This window comes from Streptomyces rapamycinicus NRRL 5491 (genome assembly GCF_024298965.1).
Classification (GTDB): domain Bacteria; phylum Actinomycetota; class Actinomycetes; order Streptomycetales; family Streptomycetaceae; genus Streptomyces; species Streptomyces rapamycinicus.
This window is the reverse complement of record NZ_CP085193.1, coordinates 10,483,690-10,499,267: the sequence shown is the minus strand read 5'-3', so window position 1 is coordinate 10,499,267 and position 15,578 is coordinate 10,483,690. Positions and strand designations below refer to the sequence as shown.

The window sequence follows — 15,578 nt, the reverse complement described above, 5'->3', positions numbered from 1 at the left end:
GCGAATCTCCTAGTCGCTGGCGAAGATGGTCTTCTTCTGGGACTCGATGTCCTTGGTGAGGGAGTCGATGTCGTTCGGCTTGTTGATGAACTGCTGAATGGCCCGGATCATCACCTGGGACGCGAAGTCCGGCCGGGTGTCGCGGTCCATGAACTGCGATATCTGCTTGGCGTTCGAGACGAGGTCGACGGCCTTCTTCTGGAGCGCGTTGTACGAGGAGGTGGACGCCTTGTCGTTGACGGCGATGTTGTTCGGGTCCCGCTTCAGGTAGATCTCCTCGGCGGCGGGGGTGGCGAGGTACTTCATCAGCTCCTTGCCCTCCTTCTGCCGCTTGGACTTCTTCGCCAGCAGGAAGCCGTCGATCGGCGCCTCCACCGCGTCCTGTCCATAGGCGGAGTCGATCTCGGGGAAGGGGAAGAAGTCCAGATCATCGCGGTCGGCGGCGGAGAACTGCTGCCCGGGGTGGGGCAGCCCGAAGACCGCCATACCGGACTTCTTCTGCGCCAGGCTCTGGGCGGCCTCCTGCCAGGTCCGCCCGTTGGCGCCCTTCTGGTGATACGGCATCAGCCCGCGCCACAGGTCGAAGACGTTTCGGACCTTGGGATCGGTCCAGGACTCCTTGCCGCCCATGAGCGAGATATGGAAGTCGTAGCCGTTGGCCCGCATATTGAGATAGTCGAAGGTCCCCATGGCGGGCCAGCCGTCCTTGTCGCCGAAGGCGATGGCGTCGAGGCCGTCCTTGTCCATCCGCTTGGCGAGCGCCCGGAACTCGTCGAAGGTCTTCGGAACCTCGTAGCCGCGCTGGGCGAAGACGCTCTTCCGGTAGAAGACGGCCCAGGGGTAGTAGTAGTACGGCACGAGGTACTGCTTGCCGTCCTTGCCGGTGGACTGCGCCTTGAGCGCGTCCGAGAACCCGTCGAAGCCCTTCCAGAGGTCGCTGATCTCGGCGAGCTGCCCCTGTTCCGCGAAGAACTGCATGCGGTACCCGGCGAACCACATGAAGACGTCGTCGGGGGTGCCCTTCAGATAGCGGTTGATGCCCTCCTGGAAGGCCTCGTGGTTGACGGTATTGACCTTGACCTTCTTGTCCGACTTCTTCTCGTACGCGTCGAACACCTCGGCGAACGCCTTGCGGGGGACGGCGTCGGAGGCGTTGGAGCCGATCTTCACTTCGTTGCCCGGACCACCGCAGGCGGTCAGCAGCGTCGGAAGGGCTACCGCGCCGGCTCCGGCCGCGGTGCCTCGTAGTAGCGCACGGCGGGAGATCCGATGTCCTGACGATGACGGTGCCATGTGCCCCTCCACAGAGGTTCAATCAAACACAACCGAACGCGAGTGATCGGATCTCACCCGGCAGCCGGGCAAATCGTCAAGGGTTTTGACGAGATATCGAACAACTGTTATCGCATCTCTTCCAACAGACTCGAACAGGGTCTACCGTAAACGCTCGCATGTGACGCAGCCATGACACTGCGTTACCCCCGTTGAGAACGGAGGACCCGCATCGTGCGCCACCGCTGTTTTCGACCCGCGAGACGAAGAGTCATCGGAGCATTGAGCGCCGGTCTGCTGGCCACGGTCGGCCTGGCCCTCCCCGCCGCCGCCCAGCCCGCGCGGCCCGCCGAGGTCACCACACCGGCCTCCGACCCGGGCGCCGCGCCCGGTGACGGGCTCGCCCTCACCCCTCCGATGGGCTTCAACAACTGGAACTCCACCCACTGCCGGGCGGAGTTCAACGAGGCGATGGTCAAGGGCATCGCCGACATCTTCGTGGCCAAGGGACTGAAGGACGCCGGATACCAGTACGTCAACCTCGACGACTGCTGGGCGCTGCCGCAGCGCGATGCCAACGGCAAGCTGGTGCCCGACCCGGTCCGCTTCCCGAACGGCATCAAGGCCGTCGCCGACTATGTCCACTCCAAGGGACTGAAGATCGGCATCTACACCAGCGCGGGCACCAAGACCTGCAACAGCGCCGGCTTCCCCGGGGGGCTCGGCCATGAGAAGTCCGACGCCCAGCAGTTCGCCGACTGGGGCATCGACTACCTCAAGTACGACAACTGCAATAACCAGGGTGTCGACGCCAAGCAGCGCTACCGCACCATGCGCGACGCACTGAAGGCCGCGACCGAGACCACCGGCCGCCCCATCGTCTACAGCATCTGCGAATGGGGCGAGAACAAGCCCTGGGAATGGGCCGGGGAAGTCGGCCAGCTGTGGCGGACCACGGGCGACATCAGCGACAGCTGGGGCAGCATGCTGTCGATCGCCAAGCAGAACCTGCCGCTCGCGAAGTACGCCGGGCCCGGCCACTGGAACGACCCCGACATGCTGGAGGTCGGCAACGGCGGGATGACGGCCACCGAGTACCGCAGCCACTTCTCGCTGTGGTCGGTCATGGCCGCACCGCTGCTGATCGGTACCGATCTGCGCAAGGCCAACGCCGAGACGTACGAGATCCTCGGCAATCACGAAGTGATCGCCGTCGATCAGGACCCGCTGGGCAAGCAGGGCACCGTGGTCTCCTCCGAGGGCGGACGCTGGGTCATCGCCAAGGAGATGGCGGACGGCAGCCGCGCCGTCGCGCTGTTCAACGAGACCGACCGGCCGCAGCACATCGCCACCACGGCGACCGGGGTCGGGCTGCCCCGGGCGACCGCCTACGGGCTGCGCGACCTGTGGGCGCACAAGGACTACAACACCGCCGGAGCCATCTCGGCCACCGTCCCGGCCCATGGCACCGTGCTCTACCGGGCCTCGGCCGACACCCGCTGGGCCTCCTACCCGCCCGCCGCCGAACTCGGCCTCGACGGCACGGCGCTGACCGAGGCCGGGGCCACGGCCCAGGTCGGCACCACGCTCACCGACCTCGGCCGCACCCCGGCCCAGCAGGTCTCGGTCCGGCTCACCGGCCCCGACGGCTGGCGGATCAGGGCCACCTCCCCGACCCGGGCCGCCTCGCTGCCCACCGGCTCGAAGCTGGCCACCCGCTGGCAGGTGACCGCGCCCGCCGGGGCCGCGCCCGGTGCGTACGACCTGACGGTCAGCGCCGACTACCGCTCACCCGGAGGCGACAAGGCCGCCGCCCGGCTGGTATCGGCGGTCCATGTGGTGGTCGCACCGCCCTCCGGCAACTCGTACGCGAGCGATCTGCCCTGGCTGAGCGCGCTCAACGGCTGGGGCCCGGTGGAGAAGAACACCAGCGTCGGCGAGAACGAGGCGGGTGACGGCCATCCGCTCACCCTCGGCGGCACCAGGTACGACAAGGGCCTGGGCGTGCACGCGCCGAGTGAGGTCACGTACTACACCGGCGGCCGGTGCTCGCGCTTCACCGCGCAGGTCGGCGTGGACGACGAGGAGGGCACCGCCGGGACGGTCGGCTTCGAGGTCTGGGCGGACGACGCCAAGGTGGCATCGTCGAAGACGCTGACCAACGCCGATCCGGCCACCGCCCTCGACGCCGCCATCGGCGGGGCGAAGACGGTCCGGCTCGTCGTCACCGACGGCGGGGACGGGGTGACCAGCGACCACGGGGACTGGGCCGACGCGGCCTTCACCTGCTGAGACCCCGCTGAGACCACCACGTGGAGACGTCTGGCCGGGACCACCGCGCTGAGACGTCTGCGCCCCGCCGGGATCCACCGATGAGATCCGCCCCTTCCCGCCGCCGTCCCGGGCTCAGCACTCGGGCAGCCCGGGAAGGGGCGCGTCATTGTCGCCGCCCTTGACGTAGACGACGCTCACATAGACGTCCCGATGGCCGTTGTCGTCGTCGGTCCTGGCCCACCACACGTTCGTCCACTTGCCATAGGTCTCCCGGCGGCCCAGGTTCTCCTGGCAGTAGAAGTAGTTCACGCCGTGCTCGAGGGTGCCGACCGGCTCACCGGCGTGGGTGTACGAGGTGGCGTCGCGCCACACCTCGCAGTCGTACCGCCCGCCGTCGCCGCCATGGCAGACGGGCGCGGCGCCCGAGGGCGGGGCCGAGGAGGCCGCCGGGCCGCCCTGATCGCCGTTGCCGCCGCCCGGAGTGGGTGAGGCCGTGTCATCCGGCCGCGCGCTGCCCTGCCCGGCCGTGGCGCTCGCCTTTCCGCCGCCCGGTGCGGCGCTCTTCCCCGGGCCCGCCGATTCGCTCGGCTGATCCTTCGTGCGCCCCGGCCCCGTAGTGTGGTCATCGCCTCCGACCAGGGCGTACGTCAGCCCGCCGCCGATGAGCACGACGGTGGCGGCCGCGGCCGCGATGAGCGCTCCGCGGCGTCTGCGCCCCGCGCTTCGCGCCCCGGCCCCGTCCCCGGCCCCGTCTCCGTCCCCCGCGCCCGGCTCCCCGCTCACCAGCGGTTCCACCACGGGCGGCGGGCCGAAGCCCGGAGGCGGGGCGGAGGGGACCGGCTCGCCCGGTGGAACGGACGGCGGCCCGGCCGCGCCGCGCGGCGTCTCCCGCGCCGCGACCTCCGCCAGCATCCGGCGCGCCTCGGCGGCGGACGGCCGCCCTCGCGGATCCTTGTCCATCAGCGCGCGCAGCACGGGCGCCAGCGGCCCGGCCAGCCGGGGCTCGGGCAGCGGCTCATTGACGATCGCGGTGAGCGTGGACCATACGGAGGTACGGCGGAACGGCGACGAACCCTCCACCGCCGCGTACAGCGTCATCCCCAGCGCCCAGATGTCCGAGGCCGGGCTCGGGTCCTGGCCCTGGGCGCGCTCCGGCGCGAGATAGTCCAGGGAGCCGATCAGCTCGCCGCTGCGGGTCAGCTTGGTGGTCGCACCGTCCTCGGGCGCCTCCAGGCTCGCGATGCCGAAGTCCGTGAGGGCGACACGGCCCTCGCGGTCCAGCAGCACGTTGCCGGGCTTCACATCCCGGTGCAGCACCCCGGCGCCATGGGCCGCGCCGAGCGCGTCCGCGACCTCGGCGCCGATCCCCGCGGCCTCCCGGGGGTCGAGGGTGCCCCGCTCGTCGAGCACATCGTCGAGCGAGGGCCCGTCGATCAGCTCCATGACGATGAGCGGCAGCCCGCCCTCCTCGGCCACGTCGTGGACCGTGATCACACCGGAGTGCCGGATCCGGGCCGCCGCCCGCGCCTCCCGCTGCATCCGGGTGCGCAGATCGGCCAGTTCGGCGCTGGAGGCGTCGGTGTGGGTGCGCAGCACCTTGACCGCGACCTCCCGGCCGAGCACCGCGTCCACGGCCCTGCAGACCACGCCCATGCCGCCCCGGCCGAGACGGCCCGTCACCCGGTACCGCCCGCCCAGCAGCCGCCCGGACAGATCGCCGCCCATGTCCGCCGGTGCCACCGCCCGCCTCCCCTAGGGTCTGTCGTCAAAGGGAGCGCCCTGCTCCCGACGCCTGGCACGGCCGCTCGCCGCGTTGTCGCATCACCCGAGTACGCCCAGTACGAGGGCGATGCTCCGCCTTGCGATCGACCGCACCAGACGCCGCTCGCGGCGGGCGCCCCCTTTGACGACAGACCCTAGCGCGCTCCTCGGTCCCGCCCGGCCACTGCCGGGCTCAGGGCGAACAGCTTAGGGGCAGACGGTGACAGCGGGTCATGGTCAAACGGTGAAGGACCGGGGCTCAGTCCCCGGTGGGCGGTGTGCCCGCCGCCGGGCCGAACCCCTCAAGACGCGCCTCCTGCGCCGCCGCGGCGGCCGCGCCCACCAGCCCGGCGTCGGTGCCCATCTGCGCCGGGACGACCTCCAGCCCCTGGACGAACGACAGGGTCGCGTAGTCGCGCAGGGCGCGCCGCAGGGGCGCGAAGAGCACGTCCCCGGCGCCCGCCACGCCGCCTCCGACGACCGCCACCTCGATCTCGACGAGCGCGGCGGTCGCGGCGATCCCGGCGGCCAGGGCCTGGGCGGCCCGTTCGAAGGAGGCCCGCGCGACGGGGTCTCCGGCCCGCGCCGAGGCGGCGACGGCCTCGGCGCTGGTGTCGCCGTCCGGCCCCGGGCGCCAGCCGACGTCCAGGGCGCGGCGGGCGATGTTGGGGCCGCTGGCGATCCGCTCCACACAGCCGCGTCCGCCACAGGGGCACAGGTCGCCGTTCAGCTCCACGCTGATGTGGCCGATGTGCCCGGCGTTCCCGGTGGGGCCCGGGTGCAGTCGGCCGCCCAGGACCAGCCCGCCGCCCACGCCGGTGGAGACCACCATGCACAGCGCGCTCTTACGGCCGCGTGCCGCGCCCTGCCAGTGTTCGGCGGCCGTCATCGCCGGTCCGTCGCCGACCAGCGACAGCGGCAGCGCGCCGGTGGTCTCCCGGACCCCGGCGACCAGCGGGAAGTCACGCCAGCCGGGGATGTTGACGGGGCTGACGGTGCCCACGGAGGCGTCCACCGGGCCCGCGCTGCCGATGCCGACGGCGGCGACCCGCGACCAGTGCGCGGTGGCCGCGAGCTCCTCGAGCACGGCGGTGACCTGGCCCATCACCGTGGCGCCGTCCTCCTGGGCGCGGGTGGCGCGGCGGGTCCGCACGGCCAGCTTTCCGCTCCCGTCCACCAGAGCGCCCGCGATCTTGGTCCCGCCGATGTCCAGTGCGGCGATGAGGTCACGTGGCATAGGTGTCGACTCTCCTGGTGGGGCATGCTGATGGGCATGGACGCGTTCAGTGTGCGGCAATAGTCTTCCCGGCGCTGACAACGTTGTCCAGGGGCTATGCTCGTCACTCCTTCCCCCACGACGACCAGCGACGGGACGAGCGCACTGTGACCGACACCGCCCCGGGCACCGCCAGCCGCACCCCCACACGCCGTTACGGCACCCGCCCCACCATGAAGGACGTAGCCGCACGGGCCGGGGTCGGCCTCAAGACCGTCTCCAGGGTGGTCAACGGCGAGCCGGGCGTCACCCCCGACACCGAGCGCCGCGTCCAGGAGGCCATCACCGCGCTCGGCTTCCGCCGCAACGACAGCGCCCGCATTCTGCGCAAGGGCCGTACGGCCAGCATCGGACTGGTCCTGGAAGATCTGGCCGACCCCTTCTACGGTCCCCTGAGCCGCGCCGTCGAGGAGGTCGCCCGGGCCCATGGCGCGCTGCTGATCAACGGGTCCAGCGCGGAGGACCCCGAGCGGGAGCAGGAGCTGGTGCTCGCGCTGTGCGCACGCCGGGTCGACGGCCTCGTCATCATCCCGGCCGGCCATGACCACCGCTATCTGGCGCCCGAGATGGCGGCCGGAGTCGCCACCGTCTTCGTCGACCGGCCGGCGGGGCGTATCGACGCCGACGCCGTGCTCGCCGACAGCTTCGGCGGTTCCCACGACGCCGTCGCCCATCTGATCGCCCACGGCCACCGCCGGATCGGCTTCCTCGGCGACCTGCCGGGCATCCACACCGCCGCCGAGCGGCTGCGCGGCTACCACGCGGCGATGAGCGAGGCCGGGTTGCCGGTCCATGACGCCTGGGTCTCGCTCGGCCCCACCGATCCGGAGCGGGTCCGGGCGGCGGCCACCGCGATGCTGGACGCCGCCGAGCCGGTCACCGCGATCTTCGCGGGCAACAACCGGGTCACCGTCACGGTCGTACGGGTCCTGGCCGAGCGCCCCGCGCCCCCCACGCCGGTGGCCCTCGTCGGCTTCGACGACTTCGAGCTCGCCGATCTGCTCTCCCCCGGGATCACCGTCATAGCCCAGGACTCGGCCCAGCTCGGCCGCACCGCCGCCGATCTGCTCTTCCGCCGCCTCGACGGCGCGGGCGGGGACCCCCGGCGGCTCGTCCTGCCGACCCGGCTGATCCCGCGCGGCTCGGGCGAACTGCCCCCGCCCGCGACATCCTGAGCGCCCCTCTCCCCTCCAGCGGCACGCCTCCCCCGAATGCCCGATCGGCCTTTCCCCGAACGGCCCGCTTTCTCCGAACGCCTGGACGGCCCCGCTCCGGTTGCCTCGGTCTCCCACTCCCCCGAGGGTGGAGGCGGAGGGCCCGGGGCCCGTCCGACGGAACGAGGGAGACGCGATGAGCGGGCGCCGAACGCGGACGATCTGCGCGGTGAGCCTCATGGCCGTGCTGGCGCCGGCCGCCGTCGGCTGTTCGGACGACGGGGGCACCCCGTCGTCCGAAGTGTCCCGGGCCTCCGCCGCCATCGCGTCCGCGAGGGCGTCGGCCCAGGCCGAGCTGGACAAGATCAAGGGCGGCTCCCAGGCCAAGCGCGAGGTGAAGGTCGGCCGGGTGAGCCGCGACGGCGCGGGACGTGCCGTGGCCCCGCTGACCGTGACCAACGGCAGCAAGCACCCGGCCGGCTACGCCATCGAGGTCAACTTCCGCAACACGAGCGGGGACTTGGTGGACGCCGTCGTCCTGCGGCTGACCAAGGTGCCCCCGAACCAGCCCACTCCGGCCACCGCCCGCAGCCACCGCAAGCTCACCGGCCGCATCACGGCGAACGTGGGCACGGCGGTGCGGTACTGACCGTACCGACCGGCACTGACCGTACCGACCGGCACTGACCGTACCGACCGGCACTGACCACCAGGACCCGAGGACCCGAGGGCGCAAGGCCCCGGGGGACCAGGAACCAGGCTCGAAAGGCGCAGAAGCCATGCCACAGGTGCACCACCGGTTCGCGGACATCCAAGGCCGACGGCTGTTCTACCGCGAGGCCGGTCCCGCGGACGCCCCCGCGCTCGTCCTCCTGCACGGCTTCCCCACCAGCTCGTTCATGTTCCGCGACCTCATGCCGCGCCTGGCGGACGGCTACCGTCTGATCGCCCCCGACCACCTCGGCTTCGGCTTCTCCGACGCCCCCGGCGTCGACGACTTCGACTACACCTTCGACGCCCTCACCGACCTCACCGCCGGTCTCCTCGACCACCTCGGCCTCGACCGATACGCCCTCTACGTCCAGGACTACGGCGCGCCCATCGGCTGGCGCCTGGCCCTGCGCACCCCTGAAGCGGTCACCGCCATCGTGACGCAGAACGGCAACGCCTACGACGAGGGCTTCGTCGAGGACTTCTGGCGACCGGTCTGGGCCTATCAGGAGGATCGGAGCCCGAAGAACGAGGAGGCCATCCGCCAGGCCCTCTCCCTGGACCTGATCAAATGGCAGTACGTCACCGGAGCTCCCGACGAGAGCCTGGTCAGCCCCGACACCTGGCACCACGACTTCCAGCAGGTGTCCCGCCCCGGCAACGACCTGGTCCAGCTCCAGCTCTTCCGGGACTACGCCACCAACAGCCCCCTGTACCCCCGGGTGCACGAGTACTTCCGCGCCCACCAGCCGCCCCTGCTCGCCGTATGGGGCCGTGACGACCCCATCTTCGGCCCCGACGGCGCCCGCGCCTTCGCCCGCGACAACCCGAAGGCCGAGGTCCACCTCCAGGACGGCGGTCACTTCCTCCTCGAAACGGGCCTGGACGAGGTGGTCCCCCTGATGCGGAAGTTCCTCGGCGCCCACGTGGGCGCGCGCTGAACCCGCACACACCCCGGCACCCCGCCCGTGCCGGTCGGTTCCACGGCAGCTCAGGCGGCGAGCACCTTGGCCTTGGCGCGCTCGTACTCCTCGGGCGTGAGGTCGCCGTGGTTCTTGAGCTCCACGAGGTGCTCGAGCTCCGCCGCGCGGCCCGTGGTGGCGGTCGTCCGCATGAACTCCCGGAAGTCCGCCTCCGCCTTCTCGGCCCGCTTCGTCTCGCGCATGCCCATCCCCCGGCCACGCGCCACCAGATATACGAAGACGCCGAGGAAGGGCAGCACCAGGACGAAGACGGTCCAGCCCGCCTTGGCCCATCCGTTCAGCGAGTCGTCGCGGAAGAGATCGGCGAGCACGCGGAACAGCAGAAACAGCCACAGGATCCACAGAAAGACCCACATCGTGGTCAGAAATATATTCAGCAGTGGGTAGCCCATCGTCTGCCTCCCGTCGGACACGCCCGGCGGGGCCGCCAGGGCCCCACCAGGGCCCACATCCTCAGCTTACGACGGCCCCCGGTCGGCGTAGCAGCGGATGCCACGGGGGCGAGCGGTGCGTACCAATGGGAAGGCGGGGCGTCACCGCGCGGCGGAGGCCGGAAGGGCGGGTGGGCCATGGAGCTCCAGGTTCTCCCCCTGGCCGTCACGATGATGGCGGGGCCGCAGATCGTGGCCGCCGTCGTCCTCGTGACCACGGCGCGGCCGGTGCGGGTGTGTCTGGCGTTTCTGCTGGGGGTGGCGATCGCCACGGCGGTGGGAGTCGCCCTGGCCCGGGGGATCTTCGCGCTGCTGGGGCAGGCGATCGCACCGGGCGACCCGTCCGATCGGGGGGTGGCTGCGGTCGTCGTCCAGCTGGTACTGGTGGGACTGCTGGCGCTGGTGGCCGTGAAGAACGTGGTGAAGCGGCGGACGGCCGAGCCGCCGAAGTGGCTGGGCTCGCTGATGGAAGTCGGTCCCCGTAAGGCGCTCACGACCGGCATTCTGATCATCCTGCTCATGCCGTCCGACATCGCGGTCATGCTGACGGTGGGGGCGAATCTGGAGCAGCACGACGCGCAATGGACGGCGGCGCTGCCGTTCGTCGCCGCCACCGTGTTCATCGCGGCACTGCCACTGCTGGTCTACCTCCTTCTCGGCGACCGGGCGCGGCATGCGATGCCCCGGCTCCGGGAATGGCTCACCACCCATAGCTGGGTGGTCAATGTCGCCGCGTGCCTGATCTTCATCGTGCTCATCCTGGCCCCCTGACGGTCTGTGCGCGGGCCCCGGCTGACGGGGTGTGGGCGGGCCCCGGCTGACGGGGTGTGGGCGGGCCCCGGCTGACGTCGTGTGGGCGGACCCCCGGCCCGGCTTCAACCGCCCCGGCCGGGTGCGCCCGTGCGGCCCGTGGCGGCCAGCAGGGCGATCACCCCGAGGGCCGCCAGCAGGATCAGCACCAGGAAGACCACCGTCAGCACGGTGGGGTGGTTCCACAGGGCGAACACCGCGACCGGCACCAGCAGGGCCGTCGTCGTCAGTCCCCGCCGGTGGTCGGCGGTCCAGGTGCCGGCCCGGCCGGTACGCATCCCATGGGCCGCGCCCCAGCGGGCCGCGCCGTCGGCGAGGACCTCGGCCCGGCCGCGCACGGTGCTCGGCAGCCGCCCCGGCCCTGCCAGATAGGCGCCGAGCGCGACCACGAGACCGAGCACCAGCACGGTGAGCACGGTGACCCGCAGGAAGCGCACCACCGTGTCGAAGAGGACCGAGGCGGCCTCCCTGGACAGCACGCTCGTCGGCACATGGTCGAGGTAGTAGCGGCGGCCGACCACCAGGACCAGGGCCAGGGCGAGGGAGGCGAGCGCGGTGCCCAGGGCCGCGCGGGCGAGCGCCCGGCGGCGCCGGCGGGCGAGCAGCACTCCCGTACCGCCGAGGGTCACCGTCAGCGCGGGCAGCCAGTTCCCGGCCAGGTCGAGCAGGCGCGCCGACCGTCGAATGGTGTCGAGCCGGTCGGAGTGGAAGAGGACGAGCCGCTGGTGGATGTCCGGGACGCCGGTCACCGCGGGGAGCCCGGCGTCCACCAGCTGCTGTCTGACCCGCTCCACGGCGGCGCCGACGTTGAGGGTGACGGTGTGGCCCTGGACGCCGACCGGCCCGCCGCCCTTGCCGGTGAGGGCGCTCACGACGGCGGTGTGGGCGGCCCGGTTGGCGCCGGTCCACACGGCGGGGAACTGCTCGCTGCGCACGATGTGGGCGGCCACCTTCCGCACCGCCTGGTCCAGGGCCGAGTCCAGTTGCGGTGCCAGCCCCTCGATGGTGTCGGCGGCCCGCTCCGGGAGGCCGTGGGCACGCAGCCAGGAGGCGATGTCCGCGGTGATCTCTTGGCTGTTGTGGCGGATGTCGACGGCCTGGCTGACCTGTTCCACGGCGGTGTCCTGGATCGCCGGGTCCTTCGCGAGCGGGGCGACGGTCGCCACATAGCGGTCGGTGTCCAGGACGATGTCGTGGACCCAGACCGTCAGCACGGACACCGGTACGAGGAGGCAACCGAGCAGGATCAGCAGGGCCGACACGGCGCTTCTGGCCATGACACCCATCTCCCGCCTTCACCGGCGGGGCCGCATCCCGGGTGACACGTGCGGGTGAGCGGATGTGGCCAAGCGGATCAGCGGGCCCGGCGGGACGGGCCGATCCGTGGGCTCGCCCGGGTCCGGTGTTCCGGGTCGGTCAGGAGGCGGCCGGGGCGGCGCGGCCCGCCAGCGCGTCGAGTTCGGCGCGGCCGAGCCCGGTCAGCCGCTCGACCTCGGCGCCGTCGAGCGCCCCGCAGTCCAGCCCGCGCACCAGATGGCCGCTGAGCGCCTTCGCGGTGGCCGGTTCGTCGGCGATGCCGGTGCCTCCGGCCGTACGGGCCACATATGCGGCGAGCCGTTCCGCGGCCGCCTCCAGGCCCTCGCGGTAGAACGCGTAGACGGCGGCGTAGCGGGTCGGGAGGTGGCCGGGATGCATGTCCCAGCCCTGGTAGTAGGCGCGCGCCAACGACCGCCGGACCAGGCGGTGGTGGAGCCGCCAGGCGTCGTGGACCCGCTCGGTGGGGCCGACCGGCAGCACGTTGGTGGAGCCGTCGGAGAGCCGTACGCCGGTTCCGGCGGCGGCGACCTGCATGACGGCCTTGGCGTGGTCGGCCACGGGGTGGTCCATGGACTGATGGGCGGCGCCGACGCCACAGGAGGCGCTGTAGTCGAAGGTGCCGTAGTGCAGTCCGGTGGCCCGCCCCTCGGCGGCGTCGATCATCCGGGCGACGGTGGCGCGGCCGTCGGGGCCGAGGATGGCCTGGGTGGTCTCGATCTGGATCTCGAAGCCGATACGGCCCGGGGCGAGTCCGTGCGCCTTCTCGAACTCCCCGCACAGCCGGGCCATCGCGGTGACCTGCTCGGCGTACGTCACCTTGGGGAGGGTGAGCACCAGACCGGCCGGCAGCCCCCCGGCCGCCATCAGCCCGGTGAGGAAGATGTCGAGGGTGCGGATCCCGCGGTCGCGTACGGCGGCCTCCAGGCACTTCATGCGGATGCCGGTGTAGGGCGGCGCGGTGCCCCCGGCGCAGGCGGCCGCGACGAGCGAGGCGGCGCGGGCGGCCGCGGCGTCCTCCTCGGCGTCGGGGCGGAGGCCGTAACCGTCCTCGAAGTCGATCCGCAGATCCTCCACGGGCTCGCGCTCCAGCTTGGCCCGCACCCGGGCGTGGACGGGCTCGGCGAGTTCGCCGGGGAGGCCGAGGACGGCGGCGAAGGAGGCGGCGTCGGGGGCGTGCCGGTCGAGGGCAGCCAGCGCCTGGTCGCCCCAGTCGCGCACCGTACCGGCGGTGAAGAGGTCGGCGGGGACGTAAACGGTGTGGACGGGCTGACGGGTGCCCGGGTCACCGGGGTAGCGGCGGGCGAGGTCGGCGTCGACGGCGGCGAGGGAGTCGGCGATTGACGCCCGTACGGCACCGGGCAGGCTGGTCCGCACCGTCTCCTGAGGCTCCATGTCCGTTCGCCACCCTTCCCGCCGTTTCCGCTGTACGGAAACGATGATCCGTACGGTGAAGTTAGCCAGCCGTGGAACGGCGGGTCAACACCCTCCCGGCAGCCGCGAGGCCCCGCACGCGCATCGCGTACGGGGCCTCGCGGAGGTCCGGCGGGTGTCAGCCCTTGCGTGCCTTGACCTCCTCGGTCAGCTGCGGGACGACCTCGAAGAGGTCGCCGACCACGCCGTAGTCGACCAGATCGAAGATCGGCGCCTCGGCATCCTTGTTCACAGCCACAATGGTCTTCGAAGTCTGCATACCCGCCCGGTGCTGAATCGCGCCCGAGATACCCGCCGCGACATACAACTGCGGCGAGACGGTCTTACCCGTCTGCCCCACCTGATTGGTATGCGGATACCAGCCCGCGTCCACCGCCGCACGCGAAGCACCAACAGCCGCGCCGAGGGAGTCGGCCAGGGCCTCGACGACGGGGAAGTTCTCCGCACCGCCCACACCACGGCCACCGGAGACCACAATCGCGGCCTCGGTCAGGTCGGGGCGCCCGGTCGACTCACGCGGCGTGCGCGAGACGACCTTCGTGCCGGTGGCGCGCTCAGAGAAGGACACCTGAAGCACCTCGACCGCGCCCGCGGCCGGGGCGGCCTCCACGGCGGCCGAGTTCGGCTTCACGGTGATCACCGGAGTGCCCCTGCTGACCCGGGACCTGGTCGTGAAGGCGGCGGCGAACACCGACTGCGTCGCCACCGGACCCTCCTCACCGGCCTCCAGGTCCACCGCGTCGGTGATGATCCCCGAGCCGATACGGACCGCCAGCCGGGCCGCGATCTCCTTGCCCTCCGCGGAAGACGGGAACAGCACCGCGGACGGCGACACGGCCTCGTACGCGGCCTGGACCGCGTCCACCTTCGGAACGACGAGGTAGTCGGCGAACTCGGGCGCGTCAGCGGTCAGCACCCGCACCGCACCGTGCTCGGCGAGAGCGGACGCGGTGTTCTCGGCACCGGCGCCGAGGGAGACCGCGACCGGCTCACCGATGCGGCGGGCCAGGGTCAGCAGCTCCAGGGTGGGCTTGCGGACGGCACCGTCCACGTGGTCGACAAAGACAAGGACTTCAGCCATGGGAATCGCTCTCCTGCGAAATGCGAAAGATCTGGGCGGTAGGGGCAGCGCGGCTCAGATGAACTTCTGACCCGCCAGGAACTCGGCGAGCTGCTTGCCGCCCTCGCCCTCGTCCTTGACGATCGTGCCCGCCGTACGGGCCGGACGCTCGGTGGCACCCTCGACCGCCGTCCAGGCACCCTCCAGCCCCACGTCCTCGGCCTCGATGTCGAGGTCGGACAGGTCCCAGGAGGTCACCGGCTTCTTCTTCGCCGCCATGATGCCCTTGAACGACGGGTAACGCGCCTCACCCGACTGATCGGTCACCGACACCACCGCCGGAAGCTGCGCCTCCAACTGCTCGGTCGCGGTGTCCCCGTCACGGCGCCCCTTCACGATGCCGTCCCCGACCGACACCTCCGACAACAGCGACACCTGCGGCACACCCAGGCGCTCCGCCAGCATCGCCGGGAGCACACCCATCGTGCCGTCGGTGGAAGCCATCCCGCAGACGACCAGGTCGTAACCCGTCTTCTCCACCGCCCTGGCCAGCACCAGCGAGGTCCCCAGCGCGTCCGTGCCGTGCAGATCCTCGTCCTCGACGTGCACGGCCTTGTCCGCACCCATCGACAGCGCCTTGCGCAGCGCGTCCTTGGCGTCCTCCGGACCGACGGTCAGAACGGTGATCTCGGCCTCATCGGCCTCGTCGGCGATCTGCAGCGCCTGCTCGACCGCGTACTCATCCAGCTCCGAGAGCAGACCGTCCACGTCATCGCGATCAACGGTCAGGTCCTCGGCGAAGTGCCGGTCGCCGGTGGCGTCGGGCACGTACTTCACACAGACAACGATCCTCAAGCTCACGCCGGCTCTCCTACTGCATCGTCTCTACCGAGCTGCCTTGTTGCTGGCAGCATAGGCGCCTTCGGGGGCGGGACCCGGGCGGTACCGCGGGCGGTTTCCTGCCGGGCGGCCCATGCACCGCAGCAAAATATTACTCGTCAGTACACCCAGCTCCTTCCCCATACGCAACCCGCTTGAACTGTGACCTTGCCAACGGCGGTGATCAACGCGAGGCGTACATGCCAATCGGAGGGGCGC

At 71.5% G+C, this 15,578-nt stretch carries 13 protein-coding genes; 5 read left to right on the top strand and 8 right to left on the bottom strand.

Annotated features, from left to right (window positions below):
* Window positions 1-9: 9 nt before the first annotated feature.
* Window positions 10-1,293: an ABC transporter substrate-binding protein gene (locus tag LIV37_RS43645; RefSeq protein WP_185058117.1), complete on the bottom strand. Its 1,284-nt coding sequence runs from the start codon at window positions 1,291-1,293 to the stop codon at window positions 10-12.
* A 213-nt stretch (window positions 1,294-1,506) separates the two neighbouring features.
* Here LIV37_RS43645 and LIV37_RS43640 point away from each other — a divergent pair, with 213 nt between their 5' ends.
* A complete protein-coding gene (locus tag LIV37_RS43640; RefSeq protein WP_121823814.1) occupies window positions 1,507-3,564 on the top strand; it encodes an NPCBM/NEW2 domain-containing protein in 2,058 nt (685 codons plus the stop codon).
* Window positions 3,565-3,678: 114 nt separating this feature from the next.
* On the opposite strand, the gene LIV37_RS43635 is transcribed toward LIV37_RS43640, so the two are convergent.
* Both LIV37_RS43635 and LIV37_RS43630 read right to left on the bottom strand, forming a co-directional pair.
* Window positions 3,679-5,271 carry a serine/threonine-protein kinase gene (locus LIV37_RS43635; RefSeq protein ID WP_121824930.1) on the bottom strand — a complete coding sequence of 531 codons (1,593 nt, stop codon included), beginning with the start codon at window positions 5,269-5,271 and terminating at the stop codon, window positions 3,679-3,681.
* A 295-nt stretch (window positions 5,272-5,566) separates the two neighbouring features.
* Window positions 5,567-6,544: an ROK family protein gene (locus tag LIV37_RS43630; RefSeq protein WP_020873463.1), complete on the bottom strand. Its 978-nt coding sequence runs from the start codon at window positions 6,542-6,544 to the stop codon at window positions 5,567-5,569.
* A gap of 146 nt (window positions 6,545-6,690) precedes the next feature.
* Here LIV37_RS43630 and LIV37_RS43625 point away from each other — a divergent pair, with 146 nt between their 5' ends.
* The 3 genes from LIV37_RS43625 (at window position 6,691) to LIV37_RS43615 (ending at window position 9,389) form a co-directional block, all read left to right on the top strand.
* Window positions 6,691-7,758, top strand: coding sequence for a LacI family DNA-binding transcriptional regulator (locus LIV37_RS43625; protein WP_020873462.1), 1,068 nt, complete (start codon window positions 6,691-6,693; stop codon window positions 7,756-7,758).
* 175 nt (window positions 7,759-7,933) lie between these two features.
* Window positions 7,934-8,386, top strand: coding sequence for a hypothetical protein (locus LIV37_RS43620; RefSeq protein ID WP_020873461.1), 453 nt, complete (start codon window positions 7,934-7,936; stop codon window positions 8,384-8,386).
* A 130-nt stretch (window positions 8,387-8,516) separates the two neighbouring features.
* Window positions 8,517-9,389: an alpha/beta fold hydrolase gene (locus tag LIV37_RS43615; RefSeq protein WP_020873460.1), complete on the top strand. Its 873-nt coding sequence runs from the start codon at window positions 8,517-8,519 to the stop codon at window positions 9,387-9,389.
* Window positions 9,390-9,439: 50 nt separating this feature from the next.
* Here the strand turns inward: LIV37_RS43615 and LIV37_RS43610 are convergent, their stop codons facing one another.
* The gene (locus tag LIV37_RS43610) at window positions 9,440-9,823 is read right to left on the bottom strand and encodes an SHOCT domain-containing protein (protein ID WP_020873459.1); all 384 of its coding nucleotides are present in this window, start codon (window positions 9,821-9,823) and stop codon (window positions 9,440-9,442) included.
* A 177-nt stretch (window positions 9,824-10,000) separates the two neighbouring features.
* On the opposite strand from LIV37_RS43610, the gene LIV37_RS43605 reads away from it, so the two are divergent.
* Window positions 10,001-10,633 carry a GAP family protein gene (locus LIV37_RS43605; protein WP_020873458.1) on the top strand — a complete coding sequence of 211 codons (633 nt, stop codon included), beginning with the start codon at window positions 10,001-10,003 and terminating at the stop codon, window positions 10,631-10,633.
* A gap of 104 nt (window positions 10,634-10,737) precedes the next feature.
* Here the strand turns inward: LIV37_RS43605 and LIV37_RS43600 are convergent, their stop codons facing one another.
* The 4 genes from LIV37_RS43600 to LIV37_RS43585 all read right to left on the bottom strand — a co-directional run bounded on the left by LIV37_RS43600 (window position 10,738) and on the right by LIV37_RS43585 (window position 15,341).
* The gene (locus LIV37_RS43600; RefSeq protein WP_121824931.1) at window positions 10,738-11,949 is read right to left on the bottom strand and encodes a hypothetical protein; all 1,212 of its coding nucleotides are present in this window, start codon (window positions 11,947-11,949) and stop codon (window positions 10,738-10,740) included.
* Between the two features lie 139 nt (window positions 11,950-12,088).
* A complete protein-coding gene (locus LIV37_RS43595) occupies window positions 12,089-13,381 on the bottom strand; it encodes a DUF6986 family protein (protein ID WP_020873456.1) in 1,293 nt (430 codons plus the stop codon).
* Between the two features lie 157 nt (window positions 13,382-13,538).
* Entirely contained in the window at window positions 13,539-14,501 is a 963-nt protein-coding gene (locus tag LIV37_RS43590; protein WP_121823815.1) for an electron transfer flavoprotein subunit alpha/FixB family protein, read from the bottom strand.
* Between the two features lie 54 nt (window positions 14,502-14,555).
* Complete coding sequence (locus tag LIV37_RS43585; protein WP_121823816.1) at window positions 14,556-15,341, bottom strand: electron transfer flavoprotein subunit beta/FixA family protein; 786 nt, start codon at window positions 15,339-15,341, stop codon at window positions 14,556-14,558.
* Between the last annotated feature and the right edge of the window lie 237 nt (window positions 15,342-15,578).